This is a genomic window from Klenkia terrae, assembly GCF_037083865.1.
GTDB classification, from domain to species: Bacteria; Actinomycetota; Actinomycetes; order Mycobacteriales; family Geodermatophilaceae; genus Klenkia; species Klenkia terrae.
This window is the reverse complement of sequence record NZ_JBAPLV010000003.1, coordinates 140,636-166,909: the sequence shown is the minus strand read 5'-3', so window position 1 is coordinate 166,909 and position 26,274 is coordinate 140,636. Positions and strand designations below refer to the sequence as shown.

The 26,274-nt window shown below is 74.1% G+C and carries 20 protein-coding genes and 1 tRNA gene; 4 read left to right on the top strand and 17 right to left on the bottom strand.

All coding sequences use genetic code 11. The features are described 5' to 3' along the window. Positions 1–206 precede the first annotated feature (206 nt). Positions 207–809 carry an ANTAR domain-containing response regulator gene (locus UXQ13_RS04585; protein ID WP_225231924.1) on the bottom strand — a complete coding sequence of 201 codons (603 nt, stop codon included), beginning with the start codon at positions 807–809 and terminating at the stop codon, positions 207–209. 51 nt (positions 810–860) lie between these two features. On the opposite strand from UXQ13_RS04585, the gene UXQ13_RS04580 reads away from it, so the two are divergent. Both UXQ13_RS04580 and UXQ13_RS04575 read left to right on the top strand, forming a co-directional pair. Next, positions 861–934, top strand: a tRNA-Leu gene (locus UXQ13_RS04580). A 249-nt stretch (positions 935–1,183) separates the two neighbouring features. Beyond that, positions 1,184–2,827, top strand: coding sequence for a pyridoxal phosphate-dependent decarboxylase family protein (locus UXQ13_RS04575; protein ID WP_225231925.1), 1,644 nt, complete (start codon positions 1,184–1,186; stop codon positions 2,825–2,827). On the opposite strand, the gene UXQ13_RS04570 is transcribed toward UXQ13_RS04575, so the two are convergent. From UXQ13_RS04570 to hisI, 11 genes are all read right to left on the bottom strand, one after another. Continuing rightward, a complete protein-coding gene (locus UXQ13_RS04570) occupies positions 2,813–3,682 on the bottom strand; it encodes an acyl-CoA thioesterase (RefSeq protein ID WP_336391870.1) in 870 nt (289 codons plus the stop codon). The genes UXQ13_RS04575 and UXQ13_RS04570 overlap by 15 nt on opposite strands. Then, complete coding sequence (gene pyk / locus UXQ13_RS04565) at positions 3,679–5,094, bottom strand: pyruvate kinase (protein WP_225231927.1); 1,416 nt, start codon at positions 5,092–5,094, stop codon at positions 3,679–3,681. The genes UXQ13_RS04570 and pyk overlap by 4 nt, the downstream gene beginning before the upstream one ends. 96 nt (positions 5,095–5,190) lie before the next feature. Further along, positions 5,191–6,675: a glutamate synthase subunit beta gene (locus tag UXQ13_RS04560; RefSeq protein ID WP_225231928.1), complete on the bottom strand. Its 1,485-nt coding sequence runs from the start codon at positions 6,673–6,675 to the stop codon at positions 5,191–5,193. Beyond that, positions 6,668–11,326: a glutamate synthase large subunit gene (gene gltB, locus UXQ13_RS04555; RefSeq protein ID WP_225231929.1), complete on the bottom strand. Its 4,659-nt coding sequence runs from the start codon at positions 11,324–11,326 to the stop codon at positions 6,668–6,670. Before gltB ends, UXQ13_RS04560 begins: the two co-directional genes overlap by 8 nt. A 289-nt stretch (positions 11,327–11,615) precedes the next feature. After that, a complete protein-coding gene (gene lgt / locus UXQ13_RS04550; protein WP_225231930.1) occupies positions 11,616–12,548 on the bottom strand; it encodes a prolipoprotein diacylglyceryl transferase in 933 nt (310 codons plus the stop codon). After that, a complete protein-coding gene (trpA, locus tag UXQ13_RS04545; protein ID WP_225231931.1) occupies positions 12,545–13,336 on the bottom strand; it encodes a tryptophan synthase subunit alpha in 792 nt (263 codons plus the stop codon). Before trpA ends, lgt begins: the two co-directional genes overlap by 4 nt. Next, entirely contained in the window at positions 13,333–14,691 is a 1,359-nt protein-coding gene (gene trpB, locus UXQ13_RS04540) for a tryptophan synthase subunit beta (RefSeq protein WP_263639341.1), read from the bottom strand. Before trpB ends, trpA begins: the two co-directional genes overlap by 4 nt. A gap of 22 nt (positions 14,692–14,713) precedes the next feature. After that, positions 14,714–15,523 carry an indole-3-glycerol phosphate synthase TrpC gene (gene trpC / locus UXQ13_RS04535; RefSeq protein WP_225231932.1) on the bottom strand — a complete coding sequence of 270 codons (810 nt, stop codon included), beginning with the start codon at positions 15,521–15,523 and terminating at the stop codon, positions 14,714–14,716. A 111-nt stretch (positions 15,524–15,634) separates the two neighbouring features. Beyond that, entirely contained in the window at positions 15,635–16,288 is a 654-nt protein-coding gene (locus UXQ13_RS04530; protein WP_225231933.1) for a Trp biosynthesis-associated membrane protein, read from the bottom strand. Next, positions 16,285–17,784 carry an anthranilate synthase component I gene (locus UXQ13_RS04525; RefSeq protein ID WP_225231934.1) on the bottom strand — a complete coding sequence of 500 codons (1,500 nt, stop codon included), beginning with the start codon at positions 17,782–17,784 and terminating at the stop codon, positions 16,285–16,287. Before UXQ13_RS04525 ends, UXQ13_RS04530 begins: the two co-directional genes overlap by 4 nt. Beyond that, positions 17,771–18,142, bottom strand: coding sequence for a phosphoribosyl-AMP cyclohydrolase (gene hisI / locus UXQ13_RS04520; protein ID WP_225231935.1), 372 nt, complete (start codon positions 18,140–18,142; stop codon positions 17,771–17,773). The genes UXQ13_RS04525 and hisI overlap by 14 nt, the downstream gene beginning before the upstream one ends. 91 nt (positions 18,143–18,233) lie before the next feature. On the opposite strand from hisI, the gene UXQ13_RS04515 reads away from it, so the two are divergent. Then, entirely contained in the window at positions 18,234–19,346 is a 1,113-nt protein-coding gene (locus UXQ13_RS04515; RefSeq protein ID WP_225231936.1) for a GGDEF domain-containing protein, read from the top strand. A 24-nt stretch (positions 19,347–19,370) separates the two neighbouring features. Here UXQ13_RS04515 and UXQ13_RS04510 read toward each other — a convergent pair whose 3' ends face one another. Both UXQ13_RS04510 and UXQ13_RS04505 read right to left on the bottom strand, forming a co-directional pair. Beyond that, entirely contained in the window at positions 19,371–21,029 is a 1,659-nt protein-coding gene (locus UXQ13_RS04510) for an FAD-binding dehydrogenase (protein ID WP_225231937.1), read from the bottom strand. A 20-nt stretch (positions 21,030–21,049) separates the two neighbouring features. After that, complete coding sequence (locus UXQ13_RS04505) at positions 21,050–21,520, bottom strand: hypothetical protein (protein WP_225231938.1); 471 nt, start codon at positions 21,518–21,520, stop codon at positions 21,050–21,052. A 61-nt stretch (positions 21,521–21,581) separates the two neighbouring features. Here UXQ13_RS04505 and UXQ13_RS04500 point away from each other — a divergent pair, with 61 nt between their 5' ends. Beyond that, a complete protein-coding gene (locus UXQ13_RS04500; RefSeq protein ID WP_225231939.1) occupies positions 21,582–22,001 on the top strand; it encodes a cupin domain-containing protein in 420 nt (139 codons plus the stop codon). Between the two features lie 31 nt (positions 22,002–22,032). Here the strand turns inward: UXQ13_RS04500 and UXQ13_RS04495 are convergent, their stop codons facing one another. The 3 genes from UXQ13_RS04495 to UXQ13_RS04485 are packed head-to-tail and all read right to left on the bottom strand — an operon-like array spanning position 22,033 to position 26,179. Further along, positions 22,033–22,440: a hypothetical protein gene (locus UXQ13_RS04495; protein ID WP_225231940.1), complete on the bottom strand. Its 408-nt coding sequence runs from the start codon at positions 22,438–22,440 to the stop codon at positions 22,033–22,035. A gap of 47 nt (positions 22,441–22,487) precedes the next feature. Then, the gene (locus UXQ13_RS04490) at positions 22,488–24,305 is read right to left on the bottom strand and encodes an ABC transporter ATP-binding protein (protein ID WP_225231941.1); all 1,818 of its coding nucleotides are present in this window, start codon (positions 24,303–24,305) and stop codon (positions 22,488–22,490) included. Continuing rightward, positions 24,302–26,179, bottom strand: coding sequence for an ABC transporter ATP-binding protein (locus UXQ13_RS04485; protein ID WP_225231942.1), 1,878 nt, complete (start codon positions 26,177–26,179; stop codon positions 24,302–24,304). Before UXQ13_RS04485 ends, UXQ13_RS04490 begins: the two co-directional genes overlap by 4 nt. Positions 26,180–26,274: the final 95 nt, after the last annotated feature.

The following is a 26,274-nucleotide window of genomic DNA, read 5'->3' as shown; positions in this document are numbered from 1 at the left end:
GGTGGTTCATCGCTCGACCGGAGCCACCGAGGCGCAGGAGCACCCCGACCTGTCCGGTCAGTGGCAGGAACCTAACCGGGAACCGGGACGCGATCGGACTCTGCGACCGCACCGTGATGTGGTTGTGACCTCGGCAACCGCCACGACACACACCGGCCCCGTCTCCACCACCCGGGACGACCCGGAGGATCCCGGGCCCACCCGGGTCAGGAGGTCGCGGGCTCCGCCGGGCCGGCCTCGCCGCTCATGACCAGCTGCGCCAACGCCTTCATCGACGTGCGCTCGTTCATCGCCGTCCGCTGGATCCAGCGGAACGCCTCGGCCTCGGTGATCCCGCGGTCGGCCATCAGCTTGCCCTTGGCCTGCTCGACCACCTTGCGGGCCTCCAGGCGCTCCTTGAGGTCACCGACCTCGGCGTCCAGCGCCGTCATCTCGGCGAACCGGCCCACCGCGACCTCGATCGCCGGCACCAGGTCCGCCTTGGAGAACGGCTTCACCAGGTAGGCCATCGCCCCGGCGTCCCGCGCCCGCTCGACCAGCTCCCGCTGGGAGAAGGCGGTCAGCACGATCACCGGCGCGATCCGCGACGCCGCGATCTGCTCCGCCGCCGACAACCCGTCCAGCACCGGCATCTGCACGTCCAGCACCACCAGGTCCGGACGCAGCTCACGGGCCTGGTCGACCGCGGCCTGGCCGTCGCCGACCTCGCCGACGACGACGTAGCCCTCCTCCTCCAGCATCTCCTTGAGGTCGAGGCGGATCAGTGCCTCGTCCTCGGCGATGAGGACCCGGGTCGGCTCGTTGGTCACCCGGTCACCCTATCGAGACAGCACCACCGCTGCCCGTACGCTCCCCGGAGAGCCCCCGTACCCCAACTGGCAGAGGGAGCGGATTCAAAACCCGCACAGTGTCCGTTCGAATCGGACCGGGGGCACGGTGCGCATTGTCGCCCTGCGGGCTCCCACCGCGGCCACGTGCCGGTGCGGGCTGCGACGAGCCCTCCGCTGCGGCTCCGGCGGGAGGACTTCGTCCTCCGCACCGTCGGCGCAGGGCGCTGCGCGCAGTCCGTCCAGGTCGGGTCACCTCGAGCGCCTCCTCGGGGAGGTCTCCTTCGTCGACCTCCCGTCGTCGGCGCGGCTTCGCCCTGCGGTGGGGCGTTCTGCCGGGGCTCTACGGTTGGGGTGTGACGGGACACATGACACCTGAGGAGTTCCGGCGCTACGGGCACGAGGTCGTGGACTGGGTGGCGGACCACATGGGGCGGGTGGAGTCGCTGCCGGTGCGGTCGCAGGTGGCGCCGGGGGATGTGCGGGCCGCGCTGCCGGCGTCGGCGCCCGAGCAGGGCGAGCCGATCGCCGACGTGCTCGCCGACCTGGACCGGATCGTCGTCCCGGGGCTGACGCACTGGCAGCACCCCGGGTTCTTCGGGTACTTCCCCGCCAACACGTCAGGGCCCTCTGTCCTCGGTGACCTGGTCAGCTCCGCGCTGGGCGTGCAGGGCATGTCCTGGGTGACCAGCCCGGCCTGCACCGAGCTCGAGCAGCACGTCATGGACTGGTTCGTCGAGCTGCTCGGCCTGCCGGAGTCCTTCACCCACGGCAGCACCGGCGGCGGCGTCGTCCAGGACTCCAGCTCCGGGGCCAACCTGGTGGCCCTGCTGGCCGCCCTGCACCGGGCCACCGGCGGGCGCACCGTCCGCAGCGGCGTCGAGCCCGGCGCCATGACCGTCTACGTCTCCGCCCAGACGCACTCCAGCATGGAGAAGGCCGCCCGCATCGCCGGCCTGGGCTCCGACGCCGTCCGGGTCGTCCCCGTCGACGGCGACCTGGCCATGCGGCCCGAGGAGCTGGCCCGCCGGATCGACTCCGACGTCGCCCGCGGGTTCACCCCCGTCATGGTGTGCGCCACCTCCGGCACCACCTCCACCGGCGCGTTCGACCCGCTGGACGCCCTCGGCCCGATCTGCCGGGACCGCGGCGTGTGGCTGCACGTCGACGCCGCCTGGGCCGGGGTGTCGGCCGTCGCCCCCGAGCTGCGCCCCCTGCAGGCCGGGGTGGAGTGGGCCGACAGCTACACCACCGACGCGCACAAGTGGCTGCTCACCGGCTTCGACGCCACGCTGTTCTGGACCGCCGACCGGGCCGCGCTCACCGGCGCCCTCGCGATCCTCCCCGAGTACCTGCGCAACGCGGCCACCGACAGCGGCACGGTCGTGGACTACCGGGACTGGCAGATCGAGCTGGGCCGCCGGTTCCGCGCGCTCAAGCTGTGGTTCGTCGTCCGCTGGTACGGCGCCGAGGGCCTGCGCGAGCACGTCCGCGGAGCCGTCGCCCTCGCCCAGGAGCTGGCCGGTTGGGTCGGGGCCGACGACCGGTTCGACGTCGTCGCGCCGCACCCGCTCTCGCTGGTCTGCCTCAAGCCCCGCTGGGCGCGCGGGGTGGACGCCGACGTCGCGACCATGACCCTGCTGGAGCGGCTCAACGACGGCGGCGAGGTGTTCCTGACCCACACCTCGATCTCCGGGGAGGTCGTGCTGCGGGTGGCCCTCGGCGCCCCGGCGACGCAGCGCCGGCACGTCGAGCGGCTGTGGACGCTGCTCCGCGAGGCGCACGACTGGCTGGCGAACGACTTCGCCGAGGCCGCCGCCACCGCCGAGGCCGCGGCCGCCGAGGCCCGGGCGGCACGCGCGGCCGCCGCAGCGGAGGCGCAGGCCGCCCAGGAGGTCGAGGCAGCCCCGGAGGCCGAGCCCGCCGACCCGGTCGAGTTCAGCACCGTCCCCAAGGCCGTCGAGGCCGAGCGGGACGAGGAGACCTCAGCCGTCGAGTGACCGGATGAGGCCCTCCTGGGCCACGGTCGCCACGTGGGTGCCGTCCGCGGCCCAGATCTGGCCCAGGTTCATCGCCCGGCCCGACGCGGCGGCCGGGCTGTCGGTCTCGTAGAGGAACCACTGGTCGGCGCGGACCGGCCGGTGGAACCAGACCGCGTGGTCCAGCGAGGCGCCCACGTGCTCGCCGCCCCACCCGCCGCCGATCCGGGCCAGCCCCGCCGACAGCAGTGTCAGGTCCGACACGAACGTCAGCGCGGCGGCGTGCACCCCGGGGTCGTCGGGCAGCCGGCCGGTCACCCGGAACCAGGTGTGGCTCTGGGTGTGCGGCGGGGTCTTCGGCGCCGGGTCGAACGGGTCCTCGAGGAAGCGCTGCTCGACCACCCGGGCGAACGCCCGGGCACCCGTGGCCCGCCCCGGGTGCGCGGCGCTGACCTCGTCGATGCCGGGCAGCGACTCGGCGGGGGGCACCTGCGGCATGGGCAGCGAATGCTCGACGACCGGGGCCTCCCCCGCGGTGAAGTCCGCCGTCAGCGCGAAGACGGCGACGTCCTCGCCCTTGCGGGTCTGCCGGCCGACGACGCGGCGCGTGGAGAACGACCGGCCCTCGCGGATCCGGTCGACCTCGTAGCGCAGCTCCTCGTGCGGGTCGCCCGGGCGCAGGAAGTAGGAGTGCAGCGAGTGCACCCCCCGGCCGTCGGGGACCGTGCGGGTGGCCGCGGTGAGCGCCTGGGCGGCGACCTGACCGCCGAACACCCGCTGCAGCGGGCTGCTCGGCGTCCGGCCCACGTACAGGTCGGTGGACCGCTCCTCGAGGTCGAGGACCTCGAGGAGGGCCGCCGCCGGGGACTCACTCACGCATGCGTACCGATCTCGTGGACGCGGATCAGGTTGGTCGAGCCCTGCACGTTCGGCGGGGAGCCGGCGACGACGATCACGCGGTCGCCCTCCTTGAGCCGGCCGATCGACAGCAGGGAGAAGTCGACCTGGCCGACCATGTCGTCGGTGTGCCCGACCTGCGGCACCAGGAAGGTCTCCACGCCCCACGACAGCGCCATCCGGCTGCGCACCCGGGGGTCGGTGGTGAAGGCCAGGATCGGCAGCCGGGTGTGCAGCGCGGCCAGCCGGCGGACCGTGTCACCGGTCATCGTGAAGGCGGCGAGCGCGTCGACGTCGAGGGCCTCGCCGATCTCGCGGGCGGCCTTGACGATCGCCCCGGACCGCGAGCGGGACTGGCGCACCAGCGCGGGCACCCGGACCTCGTCGGTCTCGACCGCGTCGATGATCCGCTCCATGGTGCGGACGGCGGCGATCGGGAACTTGCCCACCGAGGTCTCCCCCGACAGCATCACCGCGTCGGCGCCGTCGAGCACCGCGTTGGCGACGTCGGAGGCCTCCGCCCGGGTCGGCCGCGAGGAGTTGATCATCGACTCGAGCATCTGGGTGGCCACGATGACCGGCTTGTTGCGCTCGCGGGCGGCCTGCACGGCGCGCTTCTGCACCATCGGGACCTGCTCCAGCGGCAGCTCCACGCCCAGGTCGCCGCGGGCGACCATGATGCCGTCGAAGGCCTCCACGATCGCCTCGAGGTTCTCGACCGCCTCGGGCTTCTCCAGCTTGGCGATGACCGGGAGGTCGACGTCCATCTGGCGCATGATCTCGCGGACCAGCTCCGCGTCCTCGGCCCGCCGGACGAACGACAGCGCGATGAAGTCCACGCCGAGGGCCAGGGCGAACCGGAGGTCCTCCTCGTCCTTCTCGCTCATCGCCGGGACGCTGACGGCGACCCCGGGCAGCGAGAGGCCCTTGTTGTTGGAGACCTTGCCGCCCTCGAGCACCAGGCACCACACGTCGGGGCCGTCGACCTCGACCACGGTGAGGGCGAGGTTGCCGTCGTCGACGAGCAGCCGGTCACCGACGCGGACGTCGTTGGCCAGGTTCTTGTAGGTGGTGCCGACCCGCTCGGCGGTGCCCATGACCTCCTCGACGGTGATGCAGACGCGGGAACCGGTCTCCCACACCACCGGGCCGTCGGCGAAGCGGCCGAGGCGGATCTTGGGGCCCTGCAGGTCGGCGAGGACGGCGACCGCGCGGCCCACGGCGTCCGAGGCCTGGCGGACCAGGTGGTAGTTGCGCTCGTGGTCGGCGTGCTCGCCGTGGCTGAAGTTCAGGCGGGCGACGTCCATGCCGGACTCGACGAGGGCGGTGATCTGCTCGGCCGAGCCCACGGCGGGGCCCAGGGTGCAGACGATCTTGGCGCGACGGCTCATGCCGCTCACGCTAGTGCAAGACACGACACCCTCCCGACCCCGGGAGGCGGGGGCGAGAGGGTGTCGGATCAGACGTCCAGGACGTCTATGCGCAGGTCAGCGGAGCGCGACGGCCGTCGGGGTGATCGGTCGGGGCAGCATCGAGGAGCCGGTCAGCCAGCTGTCGACGGCGCCGGCGGCGGCCCGTCCCTCGGCGATGGCCCAGACGATCAGGGACTGGCCGCGGCCCATGTCACCGGCCACGAACACCCCCGGGACCGAGGACATGAACTCCGCGTCCCGGACGACGTTGCCGCGCCCGTCGACGTCGACGCCCAGGCCCTCGACGAGGCCCTCCTTCTGCGCACCGGTGAAGCCCATGGCCAGGAACACCAGGTCGGCGGGGAGCTCGCGCTCGGTGCCCTCGACCTTGGTGAACTTCCCGTCCACCATCTCCACGTCGTGCACCAGGATCGCCTTGACGTTGCCGGCGCCGTCGTCGACGAACCGCTCGGTGTTGACGGCGTAGATCCGGTCGCCGCCCTCCTCGTGGGCCGAGGAGACCCGCATGACCATCGGGTAGGTCGGCCAGGGGTTCTTCGGCCCCCGGGACGACGGCGGCTCGGGCATGATCTCCAGCTGCGCGACCGAGGCCGCGCCCTGCCGGTGCGAGGTGCCCAGGCAGTCGGCGCCGGTGTCGCCGCCGCCGATGATCACCACGTGCTTGCCCTCGGCGTTGATCGGCGGGCTGTCCAGCTCGCCGAGCGCCTGCTTGTTGCCGTAGGGCAGGAACTCCATGGCCAGGTGGATGCCGGCCAGCTCCCGGCCCGGGGCGGGCAGGTCGCGGCCGACGGTGGCCCCGCCGGACAGGACGACGGCGTCGAAGTCCTCGCGCAGCTGGGCCACGGTGACGTCGGAGCCCTCGGCGCCGACCTCGACCCCGGTGACGAACCGGGTGCCCTCGGCGCGCATCTGGTCCAACCGGCGGTCCAGGTGGCGCTTCTCCATCTTGAACTCGGGGATGCCGTAGCGCATCAGCCCGCCGACCGCGTCGGCCCGCTCGAAGACGGTGACCTCGTGCCCGGCCCGGGTCAGCTGCTGGGCGGCGGCCAGCCCGGCGGGGCCGGAGCCGACCACGGCGACCTTCTTGCCCGACAGCTCCGCCGGCGGCTGCGGGGTGACCCAGCCCTCGGCGAAGGCCCGGTCGATGATCTCGACCTCGACCTGCTTGATGGTCACCGGCGACTCGGTCAGGTTGAGCACGCAGGAGCCCTCGCAGGGCGCCGGGCACAGCCGCCCGGTGAACTCCGGGAAGTTGTTCGTGGCGTGCAGCCGCTCGATGGCCTCGCGCCAGTCGTCCCGGCGCACCAGGTCGTTCCACTCGGGGATCAGGTTCCCCAGCGGGCAGCCGTGGTGGCAGAACGGGATGCCGCAGTCCATGCAGCGGGCCGCCTGCGTGCGCAGGGTGGCCGAGGTGAAGGCCTCCTCGCCGCCGGCCTGGCGCTCGAGGTAGACCTCCTTCCAGTCCCGGATGCGGACGTCGACGGGCCGCCGGGGCGGCACGGACCGCTCGAACTTCAGGAATCCGGTGCTGTCAGCCACGAGCTGCCTCCATCACTGCACGGTCGACGTCGTACCCCGCGGCCTCGGCGGCCCGACGGGCCTCCATCGCGCGGCGGTAGTCCCTCGGCATGATCACGCTGAACCGCTCGGACCAGCGGCCCCAGTCGGCCAGCAGCGAGCTGGCCACGGTCGAACCGGTCTCCTCGCGGTAGCGGGTCAGGGTCTCCCGCAACCACAGCGAGTCCTCGGTGGACAGCGACTCGACGTCGACCATCTCGCCGTTGACCCGGTGCACGGCCAGGTCCAGCACGTAGGCGATGCCGCCGCTCATGCCCGCGGCCACGTTGCGCCCGGTCTCGCCCAGGATGATCGCCCGGCCACCGGTCATGTACTCGCAGGCGTGGTCGCCGACGCCCTCGACGATGGCCAGCGCGCCGGAGTTGCGCACGCAGAACCGCTCGCCGACCCGCCCGCGCAGGAAGATCTCCCCGCCGGTGGCGCCGTAGCCGATCACGTTGCCGGCGATGACCGCGTCCTCGGCCGCGAAGCTGGCCGAGGGGTCGGGCCGGACGACGATCCGGCCACCGGACAGGCCCTTGCCGACGTAGTCGTTGGCGTCGCCGAGCAGCCGCATGGTGATGCCCGCGGGCACGAAGGCGCCGAAGGACTGGCCGGCCGACCCCTCGAAGGTGAGGTCGATGGTGCCCTCGGGCAGGCCCTCGCCGCCGAAGCGCCGGGTGACCATCGCGCCGAGCATCGTGCCGACGGTGCGGTTCACGTTGCGCACCGGCAGCTGCAGGCTCACCGGGCGGGCGTCGAGCAGCGCGCCCTCGCAGAGCTGGATCAGCGTCTGGTCCAGCGCGACGTCCAGCCCGTGGTCCTGGCCGCGCATCCGACGGCGCGGGGCACCCTCGGGCAGCTCGGGCAGGGCCAGCACGGGGCTGAGGTCCAGCCCGGCGGCCTTCCAGTGCTCCACCGCGGCGCGGGTCTCGAGCACCTCGACCTGGCCGACGGCGTCGGCGATCGAGCGGAAGCCGAGCTGGGCGAGCAGCTCGCGGACCTGCTGGGCGAGGAACTCGAAGAACGTGACCACGAACTCGGGCTGGCCGGTGAAGCGCTTGCGCAGCTCGGGGTTCTGGGTGGCCACGCCGACCGGGCAGGTGTCCAGGTGGCAGACCCGCATCATCACGCAGCCGCTGACCACCAGCGGCGCGGTGGCGAAGCCGAACTCCTCGCCGCCGAGCAGCGCGGCGATGACCACGTCGCGGCCGGTCTTCATCTGGCCGTCGACCTGCACGGTGATCCGGTCGCGCAGGCCGTTGACCAGCAGGGTCTGCTGGGTCTCGGCCAGGCCGAGCTCCCACGGCGAGCCGGCGTGCTTGAGCGACGTCAGCGGCGCGGCACCCGTGCCGCCGTCGTGCCCGGAGATCAGGACGACGTCGGCGTGGGCCTTGGAGACACCCGCCGCGACCGTGCCGACCCCCACCTCGGAGACCAGCTTGACGTGCACCCGCGCCTGGTCGTTGGCGTTCTTCAGGTCGTGGATGAGCTGCTTGAGGTCCTCGATGGAGTAGATGTCGTGGTGCGGCGGCGGGGAGATCAGGCCGACGCCGGGCGTGGAGTGCCGGGTCCGGGCCACCCACGGGTAGACCTTGGAGCCGGGCAGCTGGCCGCCCTCGCCGGGCTTCGCGCCCTGGGCCATCTTGATCTGGATGTCGTCGGCGTTGACCAGGTACTCGCTCGTCACGCCGAACCGGCCGCTGGCCACCTGCTTGATCGCCGAGCGGCGCAGGTCGCCGTTCTCGTCGGGGGTGAAGCGGTCGGGGTCCTCGCCGCCCTCGCCGGTGTTGGACTTGCCGCCCAGGCGGTTCATCGCGATGGCGAGGGTCTGGTGCGCCTCCTGGGAGATCGAGCCGTAGCTCATCGCCCCGGTGGAGAACCGCTTGACGATCTCGCTGACCGGCTCGACCTCCTCGATCGGCACCGACGGGCGGACGCCCTCCCGGAAGCCGAAGAGACCGCGCAGGGTCGAGGCGTCGCGGGAGAGCTGGTCGACCGCGTCGGTGTACTTCTGGAACACGTCGTACTGCCGCGAGCGGGTGGCGTGCTGCAGCAGGAAGACCGTCTCGGGGTTGAACAGGTGGATCTCGCCCTCGCGGCGCCACTGGTACTCACCGCCCACGGTGAGCTTGCGGTGCGCGACCTCGGTCGGGTTGGACGGGTAGGCGCGGCGGTGGCGCATGGCCACCTCCTCGGCCAGCACGTCCAGGCCGACGCCGCCCAGGGTCGACGACGTCCCGGTGAAGTACTTCTCGACCAGGTCGTGCGACAGGCCGACGGCCTCGAAGATCTGCGCCATCGTGTACGAGCCGACGGTGCTGATGCCCATCTTGCTCATGACCTTCAGGACGCCCTTGCCCATGGCCTTGACCACGTTGCGGACGGCCTGGGCGGGCTGGACACCGGTGAGCAGGCCGTCCCGGATCAGGTCCTCGACGCTCTCGAAGGCCAGGTAGGGGTTGACCGCGGCGGCGCCGTAGCCCAGCAGCAGCGCGACGTGGTGCACCTCGCGGCAGTCGCCGGACTCGACGACCAGGCCGACCTCCATCCGGGTGCGCTCGCGCACCAGGTGGTGGTGGACGGCGGCGGTCATCAGCAGCGACGGGATGGGGGCGCGCTGCTCGTCGCAGTCCCGGTCGGACAGCACGATGACCCGGGCGCCGGCGGCGATGGCCTTGCTGACCTTGGTCTGCAGGTCGCCGATCGCCTTCTCCAGCGCCGCGCCGCCGCCGTTGACGTCGAAGTGGCCGGTGATCCGCACCGCGGCGAAGCCGGGCAGGTCGCCGTCGTCGTCGATGTGCAGGATCTTGGCCAGCTCGTCGTTGTCGATGACCGGGAAGGGCAGCACGACCTGCCGGCAGGACGCCGGGTTGGCCGCGAGCAGGTTGCCCTCGGGGCCGAAGGTGCGGCCCAGGCTGGTCACCAGCTCCTCGCGGATGGCGTCCAGCGGCGGGTTGGTCACCTGCGCGAAGAGCTGGTTGAAGTAGTCGTAGAGCAGCCGGGAGCGGTCCGACAGCGCGGCGACCGGGGTGTCGGTGCCCATCGAGCCGATCGGCTCGGCGCCGCTGGCGGCCATCGGCTGCAGCAGGATGCGCAGCTGCTCCTCGGTGTAGCCGAACAGCAGCTGGCGCCGGACGACGGACTCGTGGCTGGGCCGCGAGCGGCGGCGCTCGGGCAGCGAGGGCAGGTGGATCAGCCCGGCGTGCAGCCAGTCGTCGTAGGGCTGCTCGGCGGCCAGGGCGCCCTTGACCTCGTCGTCGGGGATCATCCGGCCCTGGGCGGTGTCCAGCAGGAACATCCGGCCCGGCTTGAGCCGGCCCTTGGCCACGACGTCGGCGGCCGGGATGTCGAGCACGCCGACCTCCGAGGCGAGGACGACGACGTCGTCCTTGGTCCGCCACCAGCGACCCGGGCGCAGGCCGTTGCGGTCCAGGACCGCACCGATCAGCGTGCCGTCGGTGAAGCAGACGCAGGCCGGCCCGTCCCAGGGCTCCATGACCGCGGAGTGGAAGCGGTAGAACGCCCGGCGGGCGGCGTCCATCTCGGCGTGATTCTCCCACGCCTCGGGGATCATCATCAGCAGCGCGTGCGGCAGCGAGCGACCGGACAGGTGCAGCAGCTCCAGCACCTCGTCGAAGGTCGCGGAGTCGCTGAAGTCGCCGGCGGTGAGCGGGAAGATCCGCTCCAGGCCGAGCTCGGACGCCGGGCCCGCGGGGCCGTCGAACAGGTCGGTGTGCAGCTTGGCCTCGCGGGCCCGCATGCGGTTCCGGTTGCCCTTGATGGTGTTGATCTCGCCGTTGTGCGCGATCGCCCGGAACGGGTGGGCCAGCGGCCAGCTCGGGAAGGTGTTGGTGGAGAACCGGCTGTGCACCAGCGCGATCGCCGAGACGTAGCGCTCGTCGGTCAGGTCCGGGAAGAACGCGGGCAGCTGGTCGGTGGTCAGCATGCCCTTGTAGGTGATCGTCCGGGAGGACAGCGAGGCGAAGTACAGCGAGCTCCCCGCCTCGGTCGCCGCGCGCTCGGCGCGCTTGCGCAGCACGAAGGCACGCCGCTCCAGCCGGGTGACCCCGTGGCTGGTGGTGGCGCCGCCGAAGGCGGTGGCGTCGGCGCGGGCCGCGGTGGCCTCGGCGACGAACAGCTGGGCGAAGTGCGGCATGACCGCCAGCGCGGTGGGGCCGATGTCGGCGCCCTCGGGGTCGATCGGCAGCTCGCGCCAGCCGAGGACGACCAGGCCCTCCTCGGCGGCCAGGCGGGCCACGTCGGCGACCCGCTCGGCGCGCTCAGCGTCGTCCTGGGGCAGGAAGGCCACGCCCGCGGCGTACTCCCCCGCCGGCGGCAGGTCGAAGTCGGCGGTGGCCCGCAGCAGGGCGTCGGGGACCTGGGTGAGGATGCCCGCGCCGTCGCCGGAGTTCGGCTCGGAGCCGGCGGCGCCGCGGTGGTCCAGGTTGTGCAGCGCCGTGAGGCCCATGGCCACGATCGACCGCGAGCGCCGGCCCTGGGCGTCGGCCACGAAGGCCACACCGCAGGCGTCGTGCTCGTTGGCCGGGTCGTAGAGGCCCGAGGCCGCCGGGACGGCCGAGAACGGGACCCGGGTCCCGGAGGGTGCGGTGCCGGACTGCGTGGGGGACATGTCACTCCCGTCGACGGCGGGGGGCCCGCGAGGGGCCCGGCCGGCTGGTCTTGGGCGGGCGGGGGGCAGGACACCGGGTGGTTCGGTGGTTCGACGACGGGGGCCGTTCAGCTGATCGTCGGGGTTCGCGCACCTCGGGCGGTGGGCCCGCGGGCTGTCGTGGCGCGGGGCGTCGCTGGCCCGGTTCCGACGTCGGCTGACCACCCGGGATCGCCGGGAGGCTGCTGGCCGAGAGTACACAGATCCGACATCGTCGCGACACGCCCAGGAGGTGAGGCGAACGTCTCGATCAGGGCTCGGGTTTCCGCGGTTCCGCAGGTGCAGCGCCGGCCGGTTCGTCGTCCTCGACGGTCGGCTCGGCGGCCGCCGTCCCCTCGTCGGCCCTGGCCCGGAACTCGTCGCCCCGGGTCAGCTGCTCCCGGGGGCGGCCACGCTGCCAGACGAGGTAGGCGACCGCCGCGACACCGACGACGACCGCGGTGAACACGTTGAGCCGGACGCCGAAGAACCGCTCGGCGGTGTCGATGCGGAGCATCTCGATCCAGCCGCGGCCCAGGCAGTAGGCGGCCACGTAGAGCGCGAACGCGCGGCCGTGGGACAGCTGGAACCTCCGGTCGGCCCAGACGACGACCGCCGCGGCCGCCAGGTTCCACAGCAGCTCGTAGAGGAACGTGGGCTGGAACGTGGCGAACTGCTCGTAGCCGGCCGGGCGGAACTGCGGGGCGATCTCCAGGCCCCACGGCAGCGTGGTCGGCCGGCCGAAGAGCTCCTGGTTGAAGTAGTTCCCCAGCCGGCCCACCGCCTGGGCGACCAGCAGACCGGGTGCCAGGGCGTCGGCGAAGACCGGCAGCGGGATGCCGCGGCGCCGGCAGGCGATCCAGGCACCCACCCCGCCCAGGGCGATGGCGCCCCAGATGCCCAGGCCGCCCTCCCAGATGTAGAGCGCCCGGACGGGGTCGCCGTCGGCGCCCCAGTAGGGCTCGGGGGTGGTGATCACGTGGTAGAGCCGACCGCCGACGATGCCGAAGGGCACCGCCCAGACGGCGATGTCCAGGACGTCGCCGGGGGCACCGCCGCGGGCGACGAAGCGCTTCTCGGTGATCCAGGCGGCCAGCACGATCCCGGCGATGATGCACAGCGCGTAGGCGCGCAGCGGGAACGGCCCGATCTCCCAGACGCCCTGGCTGGGGCTGGGGATGGAGGCGAGCAGGTCGGCGGTCACCGGCGCCGCACCCCCGCCGCGAGGTCCTCGGACAGCGCGCGCACCCCGGCGGGGCCGTGGCCGTCCAGCAGCTGGCGGACGTAGGCCGAGCCGACGATGACGCCGTCGGCGAACCCGGCGACCTCGGCGGCCTGGTCGCCGTCGCTGACCCCGAGACCGACGCAGACCGCGAGGTCGGGGGCGACCTCGCGGGTCCGGGTGACCAGGGCCTGGGCGGTGTCCCCGACGGTGGACCGGGTGCCGGTGACGCCCATGGTGGAGGCGGCGTAGACGAACCCGCGGCAGGCCGCCAGGGTCATCGCCAGCCGGGCGTCGGTCGAGGACGGCGCGACCAGGAAGACCCGGTCCAGCCCGGCCGCGTCGCTGGCGGCCAGCCACGCGCCGGCCTCGTCGGGGATGAGGTCGGGGGTGATCGCCCCTGCTCCCCCGGCGGCGGCCAGGTCGGTGGCGAACCGCTCGACGCCGTAGCGCTCGATCGGGTTCCAGTAGCTCATCACCACGGGGACCGCGCCGGCCGCGGCGACCGCGGACACCGCGGACAGCACGTCGGCCATGCCCACACCGGCCCGGACGGCGACGTCCACGGCCTCCTGGATGGTCGGCCCGTCCATGCCGGGGTCGGAGTACGGCACCCCGATCTCCACGACGTCCGCGCCGCCCTCGACCGCGGCGACCATGGCCTCGATCGAGGTCGGGACGTCGGGGTAGCCCACCGGCAGGTAGGCGATCAGCGCGGCCCGGCCCTCGGCCTTCGCGGCGCCGATGCGGGTGTCCAGCTGGGAGTTCACAGCGCGTCCCCGTCCTGGACGGTGGTGTGGTCGGCGTCGCCCAGCGGCGGGCCGGGCTCGCCGCCGCGTCCCTCCTCGACCGCGCGCTCGTCGCCGTCGGTGGGGGCGGTGTGCTCGGCCAGGCCGAACCAGGCGCTCGCGGTCTCGACGTCCTTGTCCCCGCGGCCGGAGAGGTTGACCAGCAGCAGCGCGTCGGGACCCATCTCCTTGCCCAGCGTGATCGCGCCGGCCAGGGCGTGCGCGCTCTCGATCGCCGGGATGATGCCCTCGGTGCGGCACAGCAGCGCGAAGGCCTCCATGGCCTGGCTGTCGGTGACCGGGCGGTACTCGGCGCGGCCCATGTCGTGCAGGTAGCTGTGCTCGGGCCCGACGCCGGGGTAGTCCAGGCCGGCCGAGATCGAGTGCGACTCGACGGTCTGGCCGTGCGCGTCCTGCAGCAGGTAGGACCGCGCGCCGTGCAGCACGCCGGGGTCGCCGCCGGTGATCGAGGAGGCGTGCCGCCCGGTCTCCACGCCGTCGCCGCCGGCCTCCAGCCCGACCAGCCGGACGTCGGCGTCGGGCACGAAGGCGGTGAAGATGCCGATGGCGTTGGAGCCGCCGCCGACGCAGGCCAGGACGGCGTCGGGCAGCCGGCCCTCGCGGGCCAGCAGCTGGGCGCGGGCCTCGTCGCCGATGACGCGCTGGAAGTCCCGGACCATCGCCGGGAAGGGGTGCGGGCCGGCGACGGTGCCGAAGACGTAGTTGGTGGTCTCCACGTTCGTCACCCAGTCGCGGAAGGCCTCGTTGATGGCGTCCTTGAGGGTCCTCGAGCCGGTGGTCACCGGGATGACCTCGGCGCCCAGCAGCCGCATCCGGGCGACGTTGAGCGCCTGGCGCCGGGTGTCCTCCTCGCCCATGTAGACCGTGCACTCCAGGCCCATGAGCGCGGCGGCCGTGGCGGTGGCGACGCCGTGCTGGCCGGCGCCGGTCTCGGCGATGACCCGCTTCTTGCCGATCCGCTTGGTCAGCAGCGCCTGGCCCAGCACGTTGTTGATCTTGTGCGAGCCGGTGTGGTTCAGGTCCTCGCGCTTGAGCAGCACCCGGGCGCCGCCGCAGTGCTCGGCGAACCGGGGCACCTCGGTGATCGGCGAGGGCCGGCCGGTGTAGTCGCGGTGCAGCCGCTCGAACTCGACCAGGAACGCGGGGTCGACCCGCATGGCCTCGTAGGCCTCGGACAGCTCGTCGAGGGCGGCGATCAGGGCCTCGGGCACGAAGCGGCCGCCGTAGGGGCCGAAGTGCCCCGTCGCGTCGGGCCACTCCGGGCGCGGCCGGGACAGGCTCGCGTCGGACGGGGGCACGGGGGCGGTGGTGGTCACCGCCCCAGTGTCCCCGGGTTGCTCAGCGGGTGGCGCGGGGGGTGGCCGGGTGCGACCCGGCGGTGACCAGGTCGGCGACGGCCTGCCGGGCGTCCGGGGCGGTGACGAGCCCCTCGCCCACCAGGACGGCGTCGGCGCCGGCGCCGGCGTACTTGATCAGGTCCCGCGGGCCCTTCACGCCCGACGCCGCGACCTTGACGATCTCGGTGGGCAGCCCGGGGGCGATCAGCTCGAAGGTCTCGTGGTGCATCTCCAGCGTGGTGAGGTCCCGGGCGTTGACCCCGATCACCGAGGCGCCGGCCTCCAGCGCCCGGGAGGCCTCGGCCTCGGTGTGCACCTCGACCAGGGCGGTCATGCCGAGGGACTCGACCCGCTCGAGCAGGCCGACCAGCGCGTTCTGCTCCAGCGCCCCGACGATGAGCAGCACCAGGTCCGCGCCGATCGCCCGGGCCTCGTGCACCTGGTAGCTGGAGACCACGAAGTCCTTGCACAGCAACGGGACGTCGACCGCGGCCCGGACGGCGGCCAGGTCGGCCTGGCTGCCGTGGAACCGGCGCCGCTCGGTGAGCACGCTGATCACCCGGGCGCCGCCGTCGGCGTAGCGGACGGCGAGGGACGCGGGGTCCTCGATCCGGGCCAGCTCGCCCTTGGACGGGCTGGTGCGCTTGACCTCGGCGATCACCCCGACGCCGGGGGCGCGCAGGGCGGCGAGGGCGTCCAGGGCGGGGCGGGCGTCTCGGGCGGCGGCCTGCACCTCCACCAGCGGCAGGGCGGCCTGGCGGGCGGCGACGTCCTCGCGGACGCCGGCGACGATGTCCATGAGGACGTTCACGACCGGGTGCTCCGGATCTCGACTACGGCTGTGCTCATCACGCGTGCTCCCTCACCGGTCGGATCGGTGGGGACACCATAGAGAGGTCGACCGGCCACGCGGGCAGCCGGGTCACCGTGCTCCCCCGTCGTCCTCGGTCGGGTCCGTGCCGCCGTCCAGCGCCTTCCACGCCGCCTGGTGGCGGTCCTCGGGCGACTCCGGCCGGCCCGGCCGCACCGGGCGGGCGGCACCGGCCCGCTGGTAGCGCTGGCCCATGCCCGGCCAGCCCCGGCCGCGCAGGGTCACCAGCACCCCGCCGGCCAGCCCGAGCACCCCGGCCACCAGGGCCAGCACCGGCCAGCCGGCGACGACGTGCACGTCGACCTGCGCGCCGCCCAGCCCGACCTGGGACCCCAGGTCGCCGGTGTCGACGTCCACCGAGCCGGTCAGCCCGCGCACCGCGGCCACCGCGACGGCGGCACCGGCGGCGGCCACCAGCACGCCCAGCACCGTGCGGCCCCACCCGCGCAGGGCGAACACCGCGACCGCGGCGGCCAGCAGCAGCAACCCGCAGGCCGGGACCAGCGGCGCGATGGTGCCGCCGGTCAGCACGGCGGCCACCGGCGGCAGCGGCGCCTGCCGGGTCACCGCGACCTCGGCCCACGTCTGGCCACCGGCCGACAGCGCCAGTGCGCCACCGGCCGCGCACAGGACGACGGCAGCCGTGAGCTCCCGTCGGACGTTCGGCGCCTGGGCGGTCCCGGGGGCGGTCTCGGGGGCGGTCACAGCTCGCGCAGCCCCTCGGCCGTGGCGATCGCCGACAGCACCGCCCGGGCCTTGTGCCGGGTCTCGGCCTGCTCGGCGTCCGCGTCGCTGTCGGCCACCACCCCGGCGCCGGCCTGCACGTACGCCGTCCCCCCGTGCAGCACCGCCGTGCGGATCGCGATGGCCATGTCCATGTCGCCGCTGGCGTCCAGGTACCCGACGGTCCCGGCGTAGAGCGCGCGCCGGGTCGGCTCCAGGGACTCGATGACCTCCATCGCCCGCGGCTTGGGCGCCCCGGACACGGTGCCGGCCGGGAAGGTCGCGTCGAACACGTCCAGGGCGTCGCGCCCGGGCCGGACCTGACCGGCCACGGTGGACACCAGGTGCATGACGTGGCTGTACCGCTCGACCCGCATGAAGTCCGCGACCTCGACGGTGCCCGGGACGCAGACCCGGCCCAGGTCGTTGCGGGCCAGGTCGACCAGCATCACGTGCTCGGCCCGCTCCTTGGGGTCGGCCAGCAGCTCCTCGGTGAACCGGGCGTCCTCCTCCGGCGAGCCGCCGCGCGGGCGGGTGCCGGCCGGCGGGTGCACCACGGCGTGGTCGCCGGTCACGGTCACCAGCGCCTCCGGGGAGGACCCGACCACGTCGAAGGGCGACTCGCGGCCGGCGAACCGGAGCAGGTACATGTACGGCGAGGGGTTCGACGCCCGCAGCACGCGGTAGAGGTCCAGCGCGTCGACGTCGGTCGGCCGGCTGAACCGCTGGGACAGCACGGTCTGGAAGACGTCGCCGGCGCGGACGTGCTCGCGGACGGCCTCGACGCCGGCCTCGTACTCCCCAGGCGCCATGTTGCTGGTCACCGCGTCGTAGACCGTCGCCGGGTCGGCGGTGGTCAGCTCCGCCACCCCGGGCGGGGAGGCCCGGGTGAGCGCGGTGGCCATCGCGTCCAGGCGGCCGACCGCGTCGGCGTAGGCCTCGGGGGTGCGGGCGAAGGCGTTGGCGATCAGCAGCACGGTGGCGTCGTGGTGGTCCAGCACGGCCAGGTCGGTCACCAGCGTCATCGCCAGCTCGGGCATGCCCAGGTCGTCCACGGCGGTCTCGGGCAGCCGCTCCAGCCGCCGGACGACGTCGTAGCCCAGGTAGCCGACCAGCCCGCCGGTCAGCGGGGGCAGCCCGGGCGCGCGGGGGGTGCGCAGCCGGCGGGCCAGCGTCCGGACGGCGGCCAGCGGGTCGGCCGGCAGGTCGTCGGTGAACCCGGGCAGCGGGTCACCCAGCCACAGCGCGGCGCCGTCCCGCTCGGTGAGCACCCCGGCGCTGGCGACGCCGACGAAGCTGTACCGCGACCACTGCTTGCCCTGCTCGGCGGACTCCAGCAGCACGGTGCCCGGCCGGTTGCCGGCGAGCTTGCGGTAGACGCCGACCGCGGTCTCGGAGTCGGCCAGCAGCCGCCGGGTGACCGGGAGGACGGGGCCCTCGCCGAGCTGGTCGAACGGGGTCGTCTCACCCAACTGCACGGGACACCTCCGGCGCGGTGACCTCGAGCGGACGGTGGAAGCAGGTGCGCTCCCCCGTGTGGCAGGCCGGCCCGGTCTGGTCGACCAGCAGCAGCAGCGCGTCGCCGTCGCAGTCCAGCCGGACCTCGCGGACGGCCTGGTGGTGGCCGCTGGTGGCGCCCTTGACCCAGTACTCACCGCGGCTGCGCGACCAGTAGGTGGCCTCGCCGGTGGCCAGGGTGCGGCGCAGCGCCTCGTCGTCCATCCAGGCCAGCATCAGCACCTCGCCGGTGTCGTGCTGCTGGGCGACGGCGGCGACCAGGCCGTCCGGGGTGCGGCGCAGGAGATCGGCGACGGAGGGGTCGAGGGCGGGAGGCACGCCGTCCAGTCTCGCAGCCCGCGCGCGGGGCACCGGCTGCCTCCCGGGCACCCCGGGCCGACCCGCGCGGAGCGCATGCCCGTGATGTGCCGTGCCCGCTGCGTTGAACCGCTCCACCGCGCGGCTGGTCGACCCCGCCCAGGAGGACCGCTTCCTGGCCACCCAGCTGCCCGGCCTGCGCCGGGACGTGCTGCTCGTGGCCGGCCTGGTGCTGGTCTACAACGTGGTGTTCTTCGTGGTCAACCTGCTCCGCGGGCCGGCCTGGGGGCTGCTGGGCCTCAGCGACCACGTCGTGCTTGCCGCCGCGGCCGTCGCGGTGATGGCGGCCGTCGGGCGCACCCCGACCTACCGCGCGACCGCCCGGGTCGTGGTGGTGGGCTTCGGGGTCTACGCGCTGGTCGCGCTGGCCCTGGGCGGGGACCGCACCTCCACCGGCTGGCTGCTGCTGAGCCTGCACTCGGCGGCGATCCTCTGCCTGCACGCCCGGCTGCCGTTCCCGGTCACCGCCGTCCTGGCCCCGGCCTGGTCGGTGGCCAGCCTGCTGGCGGCCACCACCGCCGGGGTCGACGGCCGGGACCTGGGGACGGCGGTGTTCCTGGTCGCCACCGTCAACCTGGTCGGCCTCGCCGCCGCCTACCGGGTCTCGGCCCAGGCGCGGTTGCTGTTCGCCCAGACCGAGGCCCTCGAGCGGCTGACCACCCTGGACCCGGTGACCGGGCTGGCGAACCGGCGCGGCTGGGAGGAGGCGCTGGAGCGGGAGTGGGAGCGCTGCGCCCGGGAGGGCACCCCGCTGGGCCTGGTGCTGGTCGACGTCGACCACTTCAAGCAGGTCAACGACACCTTCGGGCACGCCGCCGGGGACCGGGCGCTGGCCGTGGTCGCCGGGCTGCTCACCGCGGCGCTGCGCCGTCCCGGCGACCTCGCCGCCCGGCTGGGCGGGGACGAGTTCGGCCTGCTGCTGCCCGGCACCGACGCCGACGGCACGGCGTCCACCGCGGCCCGGCTGCTCGCCGACGCCCGGCGGGCCCGGGCCGGCGCCCCCGACGGCGACGCGGGGTCCGGGCTCACGGTGAGCGTCGGCGTGCACGCCACGCGCCCCCGCGCCGCCGGCGCCGCGGAGACCGCCGCCGCGGTGTCGGCCGCCGACGCCGCGCTGTACCGGGCCAAGGCCGCCGGCCGCGACCAGGTCGCCGACGCCGGCTGACCGCTGCACCGCCTCGGCGACCCGCTACAGCGCCGCGGCGACCGCCCGGCCCGCGGTCCGGCCGGAGAACAGGCAGCCGCCCAGGAAGGTGCCCTCCAGCGACCGGTAGCCGTGCATGCCGCCGCCGCCGAACCCGGACACCTCGCCCGCGGCGTACAGGCCCGGGAACACCGCACCGCCGGGCTGCAGCACCCGGCCGGACAGGTCGGTCTCCAGCCCGCCCAGGGTCTTGCGGGTCAGCAGGTTGAGCCGGACGGCGATCAGCGGCCCGTTGGCCGGGTCCAGCATCCGGTGCGGCGGCACGACCCGGATCAGCTTGTCGCCGAGGAACTTGCGGGCCGCGCGGATGGCGGTGACCTGGCCGTCCTTGCTGAAGCCATTGGCCATCTCGCGGTCGCGGGCCACGATCTCGGCCTCCACCGCCGCGGCGTCCAGCCGCGGGGTGCCGCCGGTGATCCGGTTCATGCCCTCGACCAGCTCGGCCACCGAGGTCGCCGTCACGAAGTCCGCGCCCTTGTCCAGGAAGGCCTGCACCGGTGCCGCAGCACCCGGGCGGACCCGGCTGAGCAGCAGCTTGAGGTCCTTGCCGGTGAGGTCGGGGTTCTGCTCGGACCCCGACAGCGTGAACTCCTTCTCCACGATCTTCTGGTCCAGCACGAACCAGGTGTGCTCGTGCCCGGTCGTGCCGATGTGCGCCAGGGTGCCCAGGGTGTCGAAGCCCGGGTACAGCGGCACCGGCAACCGCTTGCCGGTGGCGTCCAACCACAGCGAGCTGGGGCCGGGCAGGATCCGGATGCCGTGCCGGGCCCAGATCGGGTCCCAGTTCTCGATGCCCTCGGTGTAGTGCCACATCCGGTCGGGGTTGACCACGCTGGCGCCGGCCGCCTCCGTGGTCAGCAGCATCGACCCGTCGACGTGCGCGGGGACGCCGGACAGCAGCCGCTCGGGCACCGGGCCCAGCCGGGCCGGCCAGTTCTTGCGCACCAGGTCGTGGTTGGCCCCGATGCCGCCGGAGGTGACGACGACGGCCTGCGCGGCGAGCTCGAACTCCCCCGTCGAGGTGCGGCTGGTGGCCACCCCGCGGGGTGCGTCGCTGGGCTCCAGCACGTCGCCGCGGACGCCGGTGACCACGCCGTCCTCGACCACCAGGCCGGTGACCCGGTGCCGGAAGCGGAACTCCACCAGCCCGCGGGCCGCGGCGTCGCGGACCCGGCGCTCGAAGGGCGCGACGACACCGGGGCCGGTGCCCCAGGTGATGTGGAACCGGGGCACCGAGTTGCCGTGGCCGGTGGCGGTGTACCCGCCGCGCTCGGCCCAGCCGACGACCGGGAAGAACCGCACGCCCATCTGGTGCAGCCAGGCGCGCTTCTCCCCCGCGGCGAACTGCAGGTAGGCCTCGGCCCACTGCCGGGGCCAGTGGTCCTCGTCCCGGTCGAACCCGGCGGTGCCCAGCCAGTCCTGGCGGGCCAGCTCCAGGGAGTCGTGCACCCGCAGCCGGCGCTGCTCGGGGGTGTCGACGAGGAACAGGCCGCCGAAGGACCAGTGCGCCTGCCCGCCCAGGTTCTGCTCGGGCTCGGCGTCGACCAGCAGCACCCGCTTGCCGGCGTCGGCCAGCTCGGCGGTGGCCACCAGCCCGGCCAGCCCGGCCCCCACCACGATGACGTCGGCTGTGTCGGTGCTCACGTCGCGAGGCTAGCCGGGGATCAGCGGCCGACCGTGGTCCAGGCCCGCACCGGGGCCCGGCAGGCCAGCACGAGGGCGCCGATCGGGCCCACCGCCATGACCACCGCCCACCAGGTCTCGTCGCCGGCACCCAGGGAGCCGAACAGCACCGCGATCGCCAGCACCACCAGCAGCGACAGCGCGCTCCCGACGGCCAGCGGCAGCCAGCCCCGCCAGCGGCCCAGGACCACCAGCACCGCGCCGACCAGGCAGACCACGGCCAGACCGGCAAGCACGGCGACCGGCCAGACCGGCACGGTGGCGAACCCGGCGTCGGGGTCCACCAGCAGCCAGGCCAGGTAGCCCATCTCCACCGCGGTCAGCACGCCGAAGACCGCCGCGAACGGCACGAGCAGGGGCCTGGCCGGGGTCGTCGGGGGCCGGGGAGCCGCCGGGCGCGCGGCGCGCGGGGAGCGGCGCACCTGCGCGGTCGGTCGCGACTGCTTCGCCATGCCGGGGAGGGTAGGACGGCCGGGACGAGTGATCCACATCGGATCGGGGCAAGGGGGTGGCATGGCAGCCAAGGACAGCAAGAGCACCATCGTCCACTTCGACATCGCGACCGTGGCCGAGAAGAGCGCCGACTTCCGTCGCGTGCTCTGGACCGGCGAGCACTCCCAGCTGGTGATCATGACCATCCCCCCGGGCGGGGAGATCGGCGAGGAGACCCACGACGAGAACGACCAGATCCTGAGCTTCGTCAGCGGGGTCGGCAAGGCCGTCATCGAGGGCTCCACCAAGACCGTGAAGCCGGGTGAGATCGTCGTCGTCCCCGCGGGGACCAAGCACAACTTCGTCAACGACGGCCCCAACCCGTGGGTGCTCTACACCGTCTACGGCCCGGCCGACCACGCCGACGGCGCGGTGCACCACACCAAGGAGGAGGCCGACGAGCTCGAGGAGTCCGGCCAGGACGAGCCGCCGACCAGCTGAGCCCCGAGCACCGGAGACGCTGGGTCGCCGCTCAGCCGCGCGGGGCGCGGCGGGCGGCGACCCAGGCCCGGACCGGCGCCAGCGACGCGAACACCGCGGCCAGCACGGGCCCGGCGGCCAGCGTGACGATCGACCCCAGGTCGTCCTCCGCCGCCCCGTCGACGACCGCGACGAGCACCAGCGCCAACGTCGCGAGCGCGCCGACCACCAGCACCTTCCAGGACCGGCCGGCCAGCAGCAGCACCACGCCGACCAGCACGACGACGAAGACCGCCGCGGGGATCGCGCCGAGCACGGCCCCCCGCCAGTCCTCGTAGCCCAGCGACAGCAGGCCGACGAACACCGCGAAGAACGCCACCGGCAGGGCGCCGAGCAGCCCGCACAGGGCCGCCACCCCGGCGGGGATCGGCGGGACCTTGCTCACGGGGGACGCGGTCATGGCGCAGACGGTAGGTCGTGCCCGCACCCCGCCCGGACGGCGCGCCGTCAGACCGGCGCGACCGCCCCGCCCGAGGACCGCCGCCACGAGGCGTGCAGGCCGGCGTAGACGCCGTCCACCCCGACCAGGTCGGCGTGCGCACCGCGCTGCACCACCCGGCCGGCGTCGACCACCAGGATCTCGTCGGCCCGCTCCGCGGTGGACAGCCGGTGGGCGATGGTGATCGTCGTCCGGCCGTCGGTGAGGGTGTCCAGCGCCCGGGTCAGCCGGGCCTCGGTGGCCGGGTCGACCGCGCTGGTGGCCTCGTCGAGCACCAGCAGGTCGGGGTCGGCCACGTAGGCCCGGGCGACGGCGACCAGCTGCCGCTCCCCGGCCGACAGCGACTCACCGCGCTGGCCGACCTGGGTGGCGACCCCCTCGGGCAGGCCCTCGACCCACTCGCCGAGGCCGAGCTCGTCGAAGGCCGCGTGCACGTGCGCGTCGGTCATGCCGGGCTTGCCGTACCGCACGTTGTCGGCGACCGAGGCGTCGAAGAGGAAGCCGTCCTGCGGCACCATGACGACCCGCTCGCGCAGGGACGAGAACGCCACCCGCGCCAGCGGGACGCCGCCGACGAGCACCCGGCCCTCGGAGGGGTCCATGAGCCGGGTGAGCAGCTTGGCGAAGGTGGTCTTGCCCGAGCCCGTCTCCCCCACCACGGCCACCCGGGTCCGCGGGGCGATCTCCAGGTCGACGTCGTCCAGCGCCGGGCGGGCGCCGGGGGCGTAGCGGAAGACCACGTGGTCGAAGCGGACGCCCAGCGGACCCGGCGGCAGGGTCTCGCCGTCCTCGGGGTCCTGCACGTCGGGCCGGGTGTCCAGCACGTCGAGCACCCGGCGGAAGCCGGCGACGGCGTTCTGCGCCTCGTTGAGCACCTCGCTGGCGGTCTGCACCGGGGCCACGAAGAGGGTGACCAGGAACAGGAAGGCGATCAGCGTGCCGGCCGAGATCTGGCCGCCGACGCCGAGCAGGACGCCGACCACGACCACCGCGGCGTTGGCGACGGCGGCGACGAACTCGCCGCTGACGTACACCCCCGCAGTGGTGCGCTGGGCCTGGACGGAGGCCTTGTAGTGCCGGTCGATTGCGGTGTCGATGCGGGCCGCCGTCCGGTCGCGGATGCCGTAGGCGCGCACCGTGGGGGCGCCGACGACGGACTCGCCGACCGCGGCCAGCACGTCGCCGACCCGCTCGCGGACGACGCCGTACACCGCGGCCAGCCGCTGGGAGAACCACTTCACCGCGAAGCCCAGAGGGATGAAGCAGACCAGCACGAGCAGGGTCAGCTGCCAGGAGTAGACGGCCATGACGACGGTGGCCACGACGAGCTGGCCCAGGCTGACCAGGCCCAGCACGCCGCCCCACTGCATGAAGACCGACAGCTGGTCGACGTCGCTGGTGACCCGGGAGACCAGGTTCCCGCGGCGCTCCCCCTGCTGGTGCAGCACGGACAGGTCGTGCACGTGCCGGAAGGCCCGCACCCGCAGGTTGGCCAGCGCGGTCTCGGTGGTCCGGAACAGCCGGACGTTCATCCGGTAGACCGCGACGGCGGTGACCACCACGACCAGGGCGCAGATCGCGACCAGCTCGCGGACCAGCGGGATGTCCGGTCCTCCGGCGGCACCCAGGCCGCGGTCGAGGGTCTGCTGCACGGCGATCGGGACGACCACCCGGCCGGCGGTGGCCACCAGCGCCAGGGCGAAGGTGGCGGGCAGGCCGCGGCGGAACTCCGGCATCATCCGCAGGCCGCGCCGCAGGGTGGCGGTGGCGGACTCGGTGCCGCGGTCGTCGAGGGCGCGGTCGTCGGTGGCGGTGCTGGCGGTCATGCCTGCGCCCCCGCCGGCTCGGGCTCGGCCGGGGTGATCTCGTCCGGCGGTTGGTAGGCCTGCACCAGCCTGGCGTACCCGGGCACCCGGGCCAGCAGCTCGGCGTGGCTGCCGCGGGCGACCAGCCGGCCGTGCTCGATCCAGACCACCTCGTCGGCCAGGCCGATGGTGGCCTGCCGGTAGGCCACGACCACGACGGTGGCCGGGGTGTCGGTGGTGCGCAGGGCGTCGAGGATGCGTGCCTCCACGCTGGGGTCCACGGCGCTGGTCGCGTCGTCCATCACCAGCAGGCGGGGACGGCGGACGACCGCGCGGGCCAGCGCGAGCCGCTGGCGCTGGCCGCCGGACAGGCTGGCCCCGCGCTCGCCGACCTTGGTGTCCAGCCCGTCGGGCAGCCGGGCCACGAAGTCCTCGGCGGCGGCCACCCGCAGCGCGGCGTGCACCTCGTCGTCGGTGTAGTCGCCACCCAGGGTGATGTTGCCGCGGACGGTGTCGTCGAAGAGGAAGGTGCCCTGGGCGACGAAGGCGGCCTGGGTGGACACCTCGCCCTCGCGCAGGCTGCGCAGGTCGACCCCGTCGAGCAGCACCTGCCCGTCGTGCGGGTCGACCAGGCGGACGAGCAGCCCGGCCAGCGTGGACTTGCCGGAGCCGGTGGGTCCGACGACGGCGACGGTGCGTCCGGCGGCGACCTCGAAGGTCACCCCGTGCAGCACCTGGTTGATCGTGCCCTCGGCGTCGGCGTGCCCGAAGTCGACCGCCTGGACGCCGACCCCGGCGCCGGCGGTGCCCCCGGCCGCGGCGTCGGGCCCGTGCGGGGTCTCGCCCTCGGCGGTGAGCACCGGGGTGACCCGGTCGAAGCCTGCGGTGGCCCGCGGCAGGTCGGCGAGCACCCAGCCGATCGCCCGGATCGGCAGGGCGAGCAGGGTGAACAGGTAGGCGATCGAGACCAGGTCGCCGGCGTTGGTCGCGCCGTTGGCCACCTGACCGGCCCCGACCAGCAGGACGGCGAGGGTGCCCAGGTTGGGCAACGCCTCCATCAGCGGGTCGAACAGCCCGCGGACCCGGCCGACGGCGACCAGCCCGTCGCGCAGCTCGTCGGCGCTGCCGGCGAAGCGGGTGGTCTCGTCGGCCTCGCGGCCCAGGGTCTTGACCACCAGGGCGGCGTCGAAGGACTCGTGGGCGATCTCGGAGACCTCGGCCCGCAGCTGCTGGGCGCGGGCCATGCGCGGGCTCATCACCTGCGAGTAGAGGGCGTTGGCCAGGAACACCAGCGGGAAGACGACCAGGCCGACGATCGCGAGGAGCGGGTCGGTGAGGAACAGCGCGACGACGGTGATGGCCACCATCACCAGGGCGCCGCAGGCGAAGGGCAGCGGGGCGACGAAGAACCAGCTGGCCTCGACGTCGGAGTTGGCGTTGCTCAGCAGCTGACCGGTGGGGTGCCGCTGGTGCCAGGACAGCGGCAGCCGCAGGTAGGCACCGGTGACCCGGCGGCGGTAGTCGGCCTGCAGGCGGTAGCTCATGATGCCGGCGAACAACCGCCGGCCGATGATGCCGACGATCTTGAGCAGCGCGACGCCGAGGATGGCCGCGGCCGCCAGGGCGAGGGCCCCGGCGGTGACCGAGCCGCGCTCGAAGCTGGGGAGGACGAGGCGCTCGGTGATGCCGCCGATGACGTAGGCGCTGGCCACGGTCATGGCGCCGTAGAGGCTGCTGCCGAGGACGGCCAGGGTGAACATGCCGCGCTGCTCGCGGATGGCCAGGCCGATGTGCCGGAAGCCGCGGCGCATGACCTTCTTCTGCTCGCGGTCGCTGCGCACGACGGTGTTCTGCGCGCGGGGTCGCGGGGTGAGGGCGGGAGGGGTGGTCTCCACAGCCCGGGTGGTGGGTGTGGCGGTGGTGCGCGGGGGCACGCTTCTCCCTCTGGTGGTGCTGCTGGGTGTCAGCTGAGACTACTCGCGGTCGTTAC

Bases quoted from the DNA above. Each gene is read 5' to 3' on its own strand.
- pyk (WP_225231927.1), bottom strand. From the start codon at position 5,094: ATGAGCCGTCGCGCCAAGATCGTCTGCACCCTGGGCCCCGCCGTGGGC.
- gltB (WP_225231929.1), bottom strand. From the start codon at position 11,326: ATGTCCCCCACGCAGTCCGGCACCGCACCCTCCGGGACCCGGGTCCCG.
- UXQ13_RS04505 (WP_225231938.1), bottom strand. From the start codon at position 21,520: ATGGCGAAGCAGTCGCGACCGACCGCGCAGGTGCGCCGCTCCCCGCGC.
- UXQ13_RS04500 (WP_225231939.1), top strand. From the start codon at position 21,582: ATGGCAGCCAAGGACAGCAAGAGCACCATCGTCCACTTCGACATCGCG.
- UXQ13_RS04495 (WP_225231940.1), bottom strand. From the start codon at position 22,440: ATGACCGCGTCCCCCGTGAGCAAGGTCCCGCCGATCCCCGCCGGGGTG.
- UXQ13_RS04490 (WP_225231941.1), bottom strand. From the start codon at position 24,305: ATGACCGCCAGCACCGCCACCGACGACCGCGCCCTCGACGACCGCGGC.